Annotated in this window: 9 protein-coding genes; 1 reads left to right on the top strand and 8 read right to left on the bottom strand. The window is 71.9% G+C overall.

Translation table 11 applies throughout. From position 1 onward, the window contains the following. Positions 1–227 precede the first annotated feature (227 nt). Together EL245_RS08195 and EL245_RS08190 are read right to left on the bottom strand one after the other, a co-directional pair. Entirely contained in the window at positions 228–1,664 is a 1,437-nt protein-coding gene (locus EL245_RS08195; RefSeq protein WP_126382697.1) for an MFS transporter, read from the bottom strand. Between the two features lie 41 nt (positions 1,665–1,705). Continuing rightward, positions 1,706–5,014, bottom strand: coding sequence for a glycoside hydrolase family 2 TIM barrel-domain containing protein (locus EL245_RS08190; protein WP_126382696.1), 3,309 nt, complete (start codon positions 5,012–5,014; stop codon positions 1,706–1,708). Positions 5,015–5,303: 289 nt separating this feature from the next. Between EL245_RS08190 and EL245_RS08185 the strand changes: the two genes are divergently transcribed. Continuing rightward, positions 5,304–6,335, top strand: coding sequence for a LacI family DNA-binding transcriptional regulator (locus tag EL245_RS08185; RefSeq protein WP_126382695.1), 1,032 nt, complete (start codon positions 5,304–5,306; stop codon positions 6,333–6,335). Positions 6,336–6,393: 58 nt separating this feature from the next. Here EL245_RS08185 and EL245_RS08180 read toward each other — a convergent pair whose 3' ends face one another. From EL245_RS08180 to EL245_RS08155, 6 genes are all read right to left on the bottom strand, one after another. Beyond that, positions 6,394–7,209, bottom strand: a complete 816-nt coding sequence (locus EL245_RS08180; RefSeq protein WP_126382694.1) for a DsbA family protein — start codon at positions 7,207–7,209, stop codon at positions 6,394–6,396. 202 nt (positions 7,210–7,411) lie between these two features. Beyond that, positions 7,412–8,797 (bottom strand): flotillin family protein, encoded by a 1,386-nt coding sequence (locus EL245_RS08175; RefSeq protein WP_126382693.1) that lies wholly within the window; start codon positions 8,795–8,797, stop codon positions 7,412–7,414. Positions 8,798–8,881: 84 nt separating this feature from the next. Continuing rightward, on the bottom strand, positions 8,882–9,400 hold the full coding sequence (locus EL245_RS08170) for a nodulation protein NfeD (RefSeq protein WP_126382692.1): 519 nt from the start codon (positions 9,398–9,400) through the stop codon (positions 8,882–8,884). 79 nt (positions 9,401–9,479) lie between these two features. Further along, entirely contained in the window at positions 9,480–9,908 is a 429-nt protein-coding gene (locus tag EL245_RS08165; RefSeq protein WP_126382691.1) for a fluoride efflux transporter FluC, read from the bottom strand. Next, complete coding sequence (locus EL245_RS08160; RefSeq protein ID WP_232009674.1) at positions 9,905–10,318, bottom strand: FluC/FEX family fluoride channel; 414 nt, start codon at positions 10,316–10,318, stop codon at positions 9,905–9,907. Before EL245_RS08160 ends, EL245_RS08165 begins: the two co-directional genes overlap by 4 nt. Next, positions 10,308–11,783 (bottom strand): DUF2079 domain-containing protein, encoded by a 1,476-nt coding sequence (locus EL245_RS08155; RefSeq protein WP_126382690.1) that lies wholly within the window; start codon positions 11,781–11,783, stop codon positions 10,308–10,310. Before EL245_RS08155 ends, EL245_RS08160 begins: the two co-directional genes overlap by 11 nt. Between the last annotated feature and the right edge of the window lie 65 nt (positions 11,784–11,848).

Genomic DNA, 11,848 nt, shown 5'->3' with positions numbered 1-11,848 from the left:
CCAGCGGGAAGGGTCGGGTGCGGGTGGATCGGGTACGCGTAGAACAGGGGCGCGCGGATCGGGATGGAGCCCGCGGGCACCTGTCCCACGCAGGCGGCTCGGTGAGCGGTCGCGGCTACCGCACCGCGACCAACCGCGTCCCCCGTCCCACGCAGGCGGCTGGGTGAGCGGTCGTGGCTGCCGCCGCGACCAACCGCGTCCCCCCTCCCACGCGGGCGGGTGAGCGACTACGCCTGAGCCTCAGAGCCAGCCCCGTCGCCCCCGTGGTCGGCCTCAAGGGCCCGGGCGCGCAGCCGTGCGTTGGCCTTCTCGACATCGAGCCTCCACAGGAGGGCCAGGATGATCGCGTTGGCGACAGCGGGGATCCACAGGTACATGACGTAGAGCATCGTGATGACCGAGCCCGCCTGCTCGGGGGCGTTGGCGACGTACCCGGAGGCGGCCAGCAGCCAGCCTGCCAGCGCGGTCCCCAGGCCCGAGCCGATCTTGACCCCCAGGGAGGTGCAGGAGAACATGAGCCCGTCGATGCGCTTTCCCGATCGCAGGAAGGTGTGCTCACTCGCCTCGGCGATGAGGGCGTTGAGGGTCCCCTGCAAGGGACTCATACCCAGTGAGGCCACACCGGAGAAGAAGAGCATGAGCCACAGGTTGCCCATGTAGCCGGCTGCGACGACGCCCAGACGGCCGGCCACCGCCACCGCGTAGCCCACGATATTGACCCGGTACATCCCCCCTGCGCGCGCCACGACGGCCGGGGTGAACAGGAGACCGACGATGAGGGGGATGTTGATGGCCCAGGCGAAGCCTCCCAGGAGGTTCGCGTTGCCCAGGATGTAGGTCATGAAGTAGATGCCCATGTTGAGCGTCGCGGTGAACATCTGGGTCATGATGAACACGACGAGGATGATGAGGTAGTACCGGTTGGCCAGCAGGAGCCTGCCGGACTCGCGCAGGGTGACCTTCTCCGGCGCGGCGGCACCCTCGGCGCGACCCGCCTCGTCGTCGGCGGCCTCGGCCGCCTCGGCGAGCTCGGCGGGGCTCAGCTCGCGCACGGACATGACCGACAGGGTGTTGACCGCCAGGCCCACGAGCGCGTAGATGATCGCGATGGCCCTCCAGCCCTCGGCGCCGCCGCCCAGCAGCTCGACTCCCTTGACCGTGACGGTCTGGATGACCAGGCTCGTGCCGAAGGCGAACATGAACCTGATCGAGCCCATCTGCACCCGCTCGGAGCTGTTCTTCGTGATGAGCGCGGTCAGTGCCGAGTAGGCGATGTTGTTGGCCGTGAAGAACACGGCGTTGAGCAGGGTGTAGGCGATGAAGAACCACGCGTACTTCGCGGTGTCGCCCAGGCTCGTCGGGATGGCGAAGATCGCGATGATCATGGCCGCGCAGCCGACGAAGGCCCACAGCATCCACGGCCGGGCCTTGCCCATCCGCGTCTGGGTCTTGTCCAGGAGCGCCCCGAAGACGAGGTCGGAGAACCCGTCGAAGAACTTCGAGAGCATCATGAGCGTGCCGATGACGCCGGCGTTGAGGCCGGCGGTGTCGGTCAGGTAGATCATCGTGAAGGCCGACAGGAGGGCGTAGACGACGTTCCCGGCGACGTCGCCCGATCCGTACCCGACCTTGTTGTACCAGCGCAGGTACTTCTTCTCATTCATGGGATCACCTCGGTGTGTGAGTGGGGGTGTGAGGGCAGGGGTCATGGGTGCTGCGGAGCGCAGGAGGGCTCGAGCCACAGGTCGAGGTGCAGCTCGGCGTCGTCGACGCGGTACTCGGGGGAGAGCTCGGGCCCGCAGCTGGCCGAGCCGATGCCCGCCATGGCCGCGTCAAGGCACAGGACGGTGTGCCCGCTGGGGACGAGCTCGGCGTCGTGGGCGGTGGCGGTCAGCTGCTCCTGGGTGTACCGGGAGGCGTTGAAGGACAGCGGGGCCGCGCCGACGGCGGTCAGGCTCATCCCCCCTCCGCTGAGCAGGACGTAGGTGCAGTCGGCGCGGCTGCCGTTCTCCTGGGGCCGGATGTAGCCCTCGTGCAGCTCGTCGACGGCGGCCGTGAACCGCCCGTGACGGCAGGCTCGGTGCTTGTCGACATAGCTCTCCGAGGGACCGAGCCCGTCGTAGACGACCCGGTCCACAGCCGGGGGCAGGAACAGGCGCAGTCCCAGTCGGGGCAGCTCGGGAAAGGCAGTGTCGCGCATGGCGTCCATCCGCAGTCCGAGCACCCCGTCGGGGCGGATCGTCCACCTCAGCGCCAGGGTGAGGAAGGGCTGGACGGCGGCCGCGGCGAGGACCGCCTCGGCGGAGATCCTCACCTCCGTGTCGCTGCAGGACACGGCGCAGCCGCGTGCGCTGAGCGCGGCCCGGTCGTAGCCCGCCCGCTCCCACCGACGCCGGAGGTCGCGGTCGTTGTCGGTGGGGGCGCGCCAGGTGTTGACCTCCATGGGCCGGGTCAGTAGGCGCCTGCCGCCGACCTCGAGCTCCTGCGGCATCCCGGTACGGGTGTCGAAGCGGTAGGTCCACCGCTCGCCGCGCACGGTGATCGTCCGGCCGGAGTCCTCCACGCGGGGCACCGCGCCGCGCACGGGGGCGTCGATGATCCGGGCCGCCTCGTGGTGCCGCGGGTCGGCGGTGGGCAGCGCCACCTCGTCGAAGCCGAGCTCGTGGCCGGCGCTGAGCAGGGGGCGGGGTGAGGCGAGGCGGTAGGACACGAGCAGGTGGCACCGGCCGTGCTCGGGGCGGGAGAGGTTGACCGGCAGGATCGCCGTCGTCCCCGGGGGCACGGGGCGTTCCAGGGGCAGGCGCGCGCGGGACACGACCCGTCCGTCGCAGGTGACCTCGGAGACGATCTCGACCAGGTCGCGCAGGTCGGTGAAGTCCGTCTCGTTGCGGATCGTCACGGTTCCCGCCTCCAGGTCGAGGTCCTCGAGGCGTACCGGGCGGTGGACGTTCCACAGCTCGCGTGCGCCGGGATGGGGCACTCGGTCGGGGGAGACGAGGCCGTCGACGCAGAAGTTGGAGTCGTGGACGGCCTCGCCGTGGTCCCCGCCGTAGAGGTGGACCGGTCGTCCCTCCGGCGTGGTCCCGGCCCGCACCGCGTGGTCGCACCACTCCCAGACGAACCCGCCGCACAGGCGCGCGTCGGAGCGTACGAGCCGCCAGTAGTCCTCGAGGTCGCCCGGGCCGTTGCCCATGGCGTGGCAGTACTCGACAAGGAGGAAGGGCTTGTCGGGGTCGGAGGCCAGGTAGTCGCGGACCTCCGCGAGGGCCGGGTACATCCGCGAGTACAGGTCGATGCACGAGTAGTCGTCCCGGCGGCCCGACCTGCGGTAGTAGGCGGACTCGTAGTGGGTGACCCGGGTGGGGTCGGCCTCCTTGACCCACCGCAGGGCCGCCTCGAGGGTCGTGCCGTAGGCGCACTCGTTGCCCGCGGACCACGAGATGACGCAGGGCCGGTTCTTCTCCCGCTCGACGCACAGCCGCACCCGGTCGACCGTCGCCTCGGTCCACTCGGGGTTGTCGGCGATGCGCGGGCTCCACTGCTCGACGACGTTGTCCCACGACTCGTCCGCGAGGTACTGGGCCTGGGTGCCGTGGCTCTCGTTGTCCGCCTCGGACATGACGTAGAAGCCGTACTCGTCGCACAGCTGGTAGAGCTGGGGCTGAGCGGGGTAGTGCGCCGTGCGCAGGGCGTTGACGTTGTGCTCCTTCATGAGCCTGAGGTCGCGGAGCATGTGCTCGAGGTCGACCACCGGCCCGGTCACCGGGTCGGAGTCGTGTCGGTTGACCCCGCGCAGCGTGACCGGCGAGCCGTTGAGGACGAGGACCGCTCCCTCGGTGCGCACCTCACGCAGACCCACGCGGTCGGTGATGACCTCCTCGGGGCAGGTCAGGACGAGCGTGTAGAGATAGGGGTTCTCCGCGCTCCACAGGTGAGGGTGGTCGACGGCGAGCACGGCACCGTGGGTGTGCACGGGTCCGGGTGCGGCTGAGGCAGCCGGGTTGGCCGGGTCGGCCGGGTCGGCCAGGTCAGCCGGGTCGGCCAGGTCAGCCGGGACAGTCAGGTTGGCCGGGTTGGCCGGGTCGGCCGGGTCGGCCGGGACAGCCGGGTTGGCCGGGTCGGCCGGGTCGGCTCCGGCGTCTCCCGCCGTCGCCTCGGCCCGCTCGTCCCCGGTCCCCTCCCGGGTGGCCCCTGCCCCGGTGGGCTCCAGGGGAGCGAGGGCGCCGGTGGCCACGGTCCGCCCCTCGGCGTCCCTCAGCTCGAGTCCGACAGGGACCGGCCCGCCGACGAAGGAGCCGCGCACCGTGACCCGGGCGCCCTCGTCGCCCAGCTCGGTGGTCGTGGTGTAGTCGACGAGCACGGCCTCGGGCCGCACGAGGAGATAGACGTCGCGGATGATGCCGGAGGTGCGGAACTTGTCCTGGTCCTCCAGATAGGTCCCGTCGCACCACTTGAGGACGAGGACCGCCAGGAGGTTGCCTCCGGCGCGCAGAAGGTCGGTCACGTCGAACTCGGCCGTGGCGTGGGAGACCTGGCTGTATCCGACGTAGGAACCGTTGAGCCACACGTAGAAGCAGGAGTCGACCCCCTCGAAGGTGAGGGTTGCCCGTGGGGCGCGGGGGTCGGGGCGGTGGTCGAAGTCCTTGACGTAGAGGGCGGCGGGGTTGTCGTGGGGGACGTGCGGAGGGTCCAGGGGGATGGGGTAGCGCACGTTCGTGTACTGGTGCGCGTCGTGGCCCTGGTGCTGCCAGGTGCCGGGCACCGTGACGGGCTCGAGCCCGGGCAGGTCGGCGCCCGGGACGAGGTCCTCCTCGCGGACCTGCTCGAGGACGTCGTGGATCGATGCGGAGTAGCGCATGCCCCATGTGCCGCTGAGCAGGCGGAGGCGGTCGGAGGCCTCCCGGTCAGAGGGCCCACCGGTCAGGGGGCGGGAGGCGGGGACGTAGTAGGCCCGGGCGGGCAGGGTGTTGTCGTGGAGGACGGAGAGGCTCTCGTAGTGCCGGGGAACGATCATCGTCGGCGTTCCTGTCTCGTGGTCGGTGGCGGGTTGTCAGGACTGTCCGCTCCCGGCGCCAGGAGCGGAGGACGGAGCCGGTGCAGCCGGAAGGACGACGTCGCCTGCGCGATGGCGACGTTAACATCATGGGGGTGAGCCTGATGGACGTCAAGAGTTGCAAGGCTCACTGGCCAAACATCGGTAGCATGTGTACCCTGACATGGTGACGTTGCCATCCGTTGTTCAGCTCAGGGACCCGGGTCCTGTCTCCGTCGAGGGGGTCGGCGCTCTTGCTATCGTTCGGACCATGGGGGCACGGGGTGGGGCCAGGGCAGGGGCGGCGTCGATCGGAGACGTCGCCCGCCTCGCCGGTGTCTCGGCCCAGACGGTCTCGCGGGTCTCGCGCGGCGCGGACAACGTCCGTCCCGACACGCGTGACAAGGTCCTGCGGGCGATGGACCAGCTCGGCTACGCCCCCAACCGGGCGGCGCGGGCCCTGCGCTCCGGCTCCTTCAACGTCATCGGCGTCCTCACCCAGCAGATCCAGCGCACGGGCGAGGCCTACACGACCAGCGGCGTCCTCGAGGCCGCCGCCCGCGCCGGGTACTCGGTCTCCCTCGCGCAGGTCGAGCACCCCGAGAGCCAGGAGGTCCGGGACGCCGTGTTCCGCCTCCAGCACCAGGCGATCGACGGCCTCGTCATCGTCCAGTCCGGGCGAGCCGGCCCCGAGCACCTCATGCTTCCCGCCGGTCTGCCGGTGGCCTCCTCCGACTCCGCCCTCGTGGGGCACTACCCTTCGGCCTCGGCCGACCAGGTGCAGGGGGTGCGTGACGCCGTCGACCACCTTCTGGGCCTGGGGCACCGGACGGTCCACCACGTGACCGGGCCGAGGGACTCCCAGTCGGCGGTCGTGCGCGCCGCGGCGTGGTCGCGTCGTCTTGAGGAGTCAGGGATCCCGGTGCCGGCCCCGGTCACCGGGGGCTGGGAGGCCCGCGACGGCTACGAGGCCGGCCTCCGCCTGGCCGCGGACCCGGAGGTCACCGCCGTGTTCTGCGCCAATGACGAGGTGGCTCTCGGGCTCGTCCGCGCCCTCCACGAGGCCGGGCGCCGTGTGCCCGAGGACGTGTCGGTCGTCGGCTTCGACGGCCTGCCCCTGGCGGAGTACACCTTCCCCCCGCTGACCACCGTCAGGCAGGACTTCCAGCGGGCGGGGGCCGAGATGGTGCGCCTCGTCCTCGAGCAGGCCGCCGGTGCGGTCATCGACCGCGGCTACCAGCTGGTCATCCCCACCGAGCTCGTCGTCCACGCGAGCACGGCGCCCCCGCCCCCCGGGTCCTGAGGGCGGCGGGCGCCGCCGGTGCACCTGGTGCGCCCGGCTCCGAGGCAGCCGGCCGGGCTCACTGCGCGGCCGCGGCCTGCTCCTCGATCGTGGCGCGCACGTACTCCGCGGGCTGGTAGCCGGGGATGTAGGCGTCGTTGATGATCATGAACGGGGTGCCGTCGATGCCGATCTGCTGGGCGTGCTGCGTGGCCTCGGTGACCGCCTGGACGGTGGCGGGGTCGTTCATGTCCGCCGTGAACTGCTCGATATCGGGCACTCCGGCGGCACGGGCGAGCTCGATGAGCGACTCCTCGGTGTACTCGGGGTGGCCGGTGGGGTCGGCGGCGGCGTAGACCGCGTCGTGGAACTCCCAGAACATGCCCTGGTTGGCGGCGGCGATCCCTGCCTGCGCCGCCAGGGGGGAGGTCGCCGAGACCTGGGCGAGGTCGCGCCACTCGATGCGCAGGGTCCCGGCCTCGACGAGGTCGGCGAGCTCGGGCTCGACCTCCTGGGCGAGCTGGGTGCAGTAGGGGCAGGAGAAGTCGGAGTAGAGCACCATGACGACCGGGGCGTCCACCGCGCCCTGGGCGCGGGGGTCCTCAGGGTCCCGCGAGACCTCGGCGTGGAGGATCTCGAGGACGGCGGGGTCGGTCTGGGACGGTTCGGAGGTGGCCGGGTCGGTCGGGGCCGCCGAGGCGGCGGCGCCCGGGTCGGTTGCGGCCGCTGCGCTCGGATCGGTTGAGACGGTGGCCGCGGTCTGCGCCGGGGCGGAGCGGTCGTCACGGGTGACGAGGATGCCTGCGATGACGGCGAGGAGGATGGCGATGACGACGAGGAGGGCGACGACGAGGGGGTTGCCCTGGCGCACGGGTGCCGGTGAGTCGACGGACATGGCGCCAGTGTGTCACGGGTGCGCCCCGCGCGTGCCTGCACGGGCGGATCGGGTCCGCGACCTGCTCGTCCCGCCCGGCTCCCGCCGGGGCCTGACCGCTCCGAGGCGATGCCTCACCGCCCCACGCAGCGGCCACGTGACGGGGCGGGCACGGTCGTCATGCGACCGTGCCCGCCCCGTCTGCCGCCCGGAGGCCTCGTCATCAGGCCTTCGTGTCGGTCCCCGTGAAGCGGGAGACCATGTCGGTCAGGCCCGAGCCGGTCAGGGAGCGCATGACGGCGTCGAGCTGCTCGACGTTGCCGGCCACCGCCTTGGGCAGCGCCGAGGCGCCCTCGGTGGAGATGATCGACATGTCCTTGATGCCGGCCAGCGGCTCAGCCAGGGCGCGGGCGATCTCGGGGGCCTTGTCGAGGACCATCTGCTGGGTGGCCGCCTGACCGTACTTGGCCAGGGCGTCGGCCTTGTCGCTCATCGACTTGGCCTCGGCCTCACCCGCCGCGCGCACCGCCTCGGCCTCGGCGCGGCCGCGTGCGGCGATGGCCTCGGCCTCCGCCTTGGCGCGGGCCGCGGTCGCCCGGGCCTCTGCCTCGGCGCGGGCCACGGTCGCGGCCGCCTGGGCCTCGGCGTCCAGGCGCGTGCGCTCGGCCTCGGCCTCCGCCTTGCGGATGGCCTCGACCTTGGCGGCCTCGGCCTCCTGCTCGCGCTGGTAGCGGGCCGCGTCGGCCGGGCGGCGCACGGAGGAGTCGAGCTCGCGCTCGGTGAGCACGGCCTTGGCCTCGGCCGCCTCCTGCTCGATGACGGCGATCTCGCGCTCCTTGGCGGCCCGCGCCAGCGGCCCGGCGGAGTCGGCCTCCGCCTGGGCCTTGTCGGTCTCGGACTTCAGCTGCGCCTGGCGCAGGGACAGGTCCCGCTCACGCTCGGCGATCTGCTGGCGCGAGGTGACCTCGGCGTCCTTGGCCTCCCGCTCGGCGTTGGCCCGCGCGATCCGGGCGTCCTTCTCCACCCGCTGAAGCTCGGGAACACCGAGGGACTCGATGTACCCGCCGTCGTCGGTGATCTCAGAGATCTGGAGGACGTCGATCTCCAGACCCATGTTGGCCATGACGGACTTGGCGTCGTCGAAGACGTTCTTCTGCAGGGCGTCGCGGTCGGAGATGAGGTCGGTGACGGTCATGTGCCCGATGATCGAACGCAGCGAGCCGATGAGGGCGTCGCGCGCGGAGTCGGCGATCGCCTGGTCGGTGTTGGGCTTGCCCAGGAAGCGCTTGGCCGCCGCGCGCACCTGCTCGTCGGAGTCGCCGACCTTGACGGCCGCCACCGCCGAGACGTTGACGTTGATCTTGTTCTCGTCCTCAGCACGGACCTTGAAGCCGATCGTGTTCTGGGTGAAGGGGAGGTACTGGATCGACTGGATGATCGGCAGGACGAAGTCGCGACCACCGGGGCGGATGATCTTGACCTCCCCGTTGCGCGCGGACCCGGAGATGAGCCCGGTCATGTTCGAGGGGACGACGACGACCCGGGTGAGCATGTAGATGCCGATGAGCAGGACGAGGACTGCGACGGAGACGATGGCGATGATCAGCACGGTGGATTCCTCGGGTAGGGGTGGATCGTGATGGGCGGGTGAGAAGGAGCGGGGCTCATGGGGGCCGGGCGGCCTGCCCGAGGCTCATGAGCGGCTCGTCGTGTCGTCGGTGGCGGCCACGTCGGTGAGGATGAGGACGGCGTCGTCGGTGTCGGTGACCCAGGCCACGGCGCCGGTCCGCAGGGGGTCGTCGCAGCGCGCCGGAAGGGTCGCCTGCTGGCCGCGGGCGACGGCGGCGACCTCGCCTCGACCGTCCTTCCACCACAGCACGCGCACCTCGGTCCCGATCAGCTCGGCAGGGGTCATCGGAACGGTGTTGCGCGGCATCGAGCGGCGCAGGCGCGTCCAGACCCGGCGGGTCAGGACCCCGGAAGCCAGCGCGCCGACGACGGGGACTCCCAGGGCGATGACGGCCGGGGCGCTCCCGCCGGCCAGCGCCTCGACGGCCAGGCCGACCCCGCCGAAGACGCCGATCACGCAGGCGATGACCGGCAGGGCCCCCTCGAAGAGCAGCTCATCGAGGCCGTCGAGCAGGCCGTCGAGGACGAGGGACAGGACGAGGAGGCCGCATCCGATGACGGCGCACCACAGGAAGGGGCTCATGGGGTCTTTCCGGGCTGGTACGGGGTGGTGCGGAAAGTCTTTCATCCCTCCGCCGGATCGGCCATGGGGAGGAGGACCCTCAGCCGGCCGAGGCTCCGAGGACCGCCGGGAGCGCGGACCCAGCCGCCACTCCGAGGGCGGCTGCCGTCAGGGTCCCACCGGTCATCGCCAGGCCGTGGACGAGACCTGCGGCGCCTCGCCCGTCGAGCCAGAGCCTGGCCCCCTCCAGGCAGGCGGTGGAGAAGGTCGAGTACCCCCCGAGAAAGCCCGTGCCGACCACCGCGTGCACCCACTGGGGTGCTCCGGCCGCCGCTCCGCTGAGGATCCCCAGCGCCAGGCAGGCGCTCAGGTTGACGACGACCGTGCCCAGGGACGGCCGCACCCGGTGGCGGTCGGAGGCGCCGTCACGGGGGCGGAGGGCCGCGTTGACCCGGGAGTCCACCGTGAACCTGGCCATGGCCCCCAGGCCGCCGGCGAGGGCGAGAACCAGCCAGGCCAGTGGGCTCATGTGCCCTCCCGGTGGTGCCTGCCCCGCAGGCTCCCGCCGAGGAGGAGACCGAGGGCGGAGGCGAGCAGCCCGGCCGCGAGGGAGCCCAGGAGGTAGGCGGCCCCGAGGGCCGGGCTGCCCCCGGTCAGCAGGCCGTGCGCCTCAAGGACGTAGGTCGAGTGCGTCGTCAGCCCGCCCATGACCCCGGTCCCCAGGGCGAGGCGCAGGGTGCTCCCGCGGCCCTGCCCCACCGCCCAGGCCCCGGTGAGCAGCCCGAGGCACAGGGCGCCGGCGAGGTTGATGACCAGCGTCGTGACCGGCAGGTGCCCGGGTGGCGTCGGCCAGGCCGCCTCGGCGGCGGCTCGCAGCAGCGTCCCGAGCGCACCGCCCGCGCCGACGGCCGCCAACGAGGTCCGGCGGCTACTCGACACGCTTGGCCACCTGGAACCCGTCGACGTCGAGGACGAGCTCGTAGCGTGCGCCCTGGGTCGAGCCGTCGGTGGCCCACTGGGCGGCGTCGGAGGGAGGGTTGCCGCCCCAGGCCGAGGACAGGGAGTCGACGACGACGTAGTCGGTGTCCGTCGAGGAGGTCCCCACCCACGACACCGTCGTCGTCGGCACGAGGTAGGCCAGAAGGGTCAGGTCGGTCTCGACCGTCGATCCCTCGGGGATGAGGTCGATGATCTGCTCGGCGGCCGCGGCGCGTGAGGAGGTGGAGCCGTAGCCCTTGACCGTCATGTCCCACAGCGGCAGCTGGGAGGCGGTCGCCGCGCCGGTGGCCAGCGGCACGGCCACGGCCAGGGCCACCGCCCAGCGGTAGCGCACGGGGGCGCCCATCCACGTGCCGGTGGAGGACCGCCCCTTGAGCCGCGCGACGACGTCGAGCAGGGCCCCCACGGCGACCGGGATGAGGATCGCGTTGTAGTGCCAGTACTGCCAGTCCCAGTAGAACTCCTTGGAGGAGGCCAGGCGCCAGGCGAGGGTCGGCAGGACGAGGCCCGCCCAGGGTGAGGCCAGGCCGATGAGCCCGGCCGTGCAGGCGACCATGGCCAGGGTGGCGATCTTGACCGAGGGCGTGAGCAGGCGGGCGAGCAGGTTGCCGCCGGCCGCGCCGTCGCCGCTCAGCCCGTACTCCCAGGTGCCGGTCGGGCTGAGGGCGGGCAGGATGACGCCGACGGTGAGCGCGAAGGCGGCGGCACCGAAGGCGGCGAGCCCCAGCCCGATGACAACCGGCCTGGACAGGCTCGTCCTGCCGGGCTGCGGCTCGCCGCCCGGGCTGTCCTGCCACCCGCGCAGCGCGATGGCCAGACCCGCCATGAACACGGTCAGTCCCAGGTCCTCCTTGACGAGCACGAGTGGGGCGATCCACAGGACGCAGGCCCTCCACCGGCTCTCGACGAAGGCGACCGAGCCCCAGGCGAGCATCGGCACGGCGAAGGCGATCTCGTGGAACTGGGCCGCGACCGCCCCCTGGAAGCCCCAGGCCAGGACGTAGAACAGCCCCAGGACGGTGCCCGCCGGTCCTCCGAGGAGCCGGACCGCGAGACGGGTGATCGGCCAGGCGGACACGGCGATGAGCAGGTCCTGGACGATGAGGAGCGCCAGGGGGGAGGGGAAGAGCCGCCACACCGGACCCAGGAGGACGAGGATCGGGTGGAAGTGGTCGCCCAGGAGGTTGTAGCCGTCACCCTTGATGGGCACGATCGGTGCCTCGAGGCGGGAGTAGGCCTTGGCGAGCTCGGAGAAGATCGCCAGGTCCCAGCTGGGCACGGTCATCGCGCGCCACTGCCCGACGGAGTAGACGACGAGGATCCACGCGCCGATGACCACGGGGACCGCGGGCAGGACGAGGGGCAGAGGGGACTTCATCGGGCCAGGGAGCAGACGGGACTTCATCGGGGCCAGGATAGTAGAGGACTGAGCGGGCCGATCCGGTCCTGGCGTGTCGGGGCCCGAGCCGG

Source organism: Actinomyces howellii, assembly GCF_900637165.1.
GTDB classification, from domain to species: domain Bacteria; phylum Actinomycetota; class Actinomycetes; order Actinomycetales; family Actinomycetaceae; genus Actinomyces; species Actinomyces howellii.
This window is presented reverse-complemented; position numbering and strand designations above follow the sequence as displayed.

Coding starts and splice junctions, on each gene's coding strand:
- EL245_RS08195 (WP_126382697.1), bottom strand. CDS start 1,664: ATGAATGAGAAGAAGTACCTGCGCTGGTACAACAAGGTCGGGTACGGA.
- EL245_RS08190 (WP_126382696.1), bottom strand. CDS start 5,014: ATGATCGTTCCCCGGCACTACGAGAGCCTCTCCGTCCTCCACGACAAC.
- EL245_RS08185 (WP_126382695.1), top strand. CDS start 5,304: ATGGGGGCACGGGGTGGGGCCAGGGCAGGGGCGGCGTCGATCGGAGAC.
- EL245_RS08180 (WP_126382694.1), bottom strand. CDS start 7,209: ATGTCCGTCGACTCACCGGCACCCGTGCGCCAGGGCAACCCCCTCGTC.
- EL245_RS08170 (WP_126382692.1), bottom strand. CDS start 9,400: ATGAGCCCCTTCCTGTGGTGCGCCGTCATCGGATGCGGCCTCCTCGTC.
- EL245_RS08165 (WP_126382691.1), bottom strand. CDS start 9,908: ATGAGCCCACTGGCCTGGCTGGTTCTCGCCCTCGCCGGCGGCCTGGGG.
- EL245_RS08155 (WP_126382690.1), bottom strand. CDS start 11,783: ATGAAGTCCCGTCTGCTCCCTGGCCCGATGAAGTCCCCTCTGCCCCTC.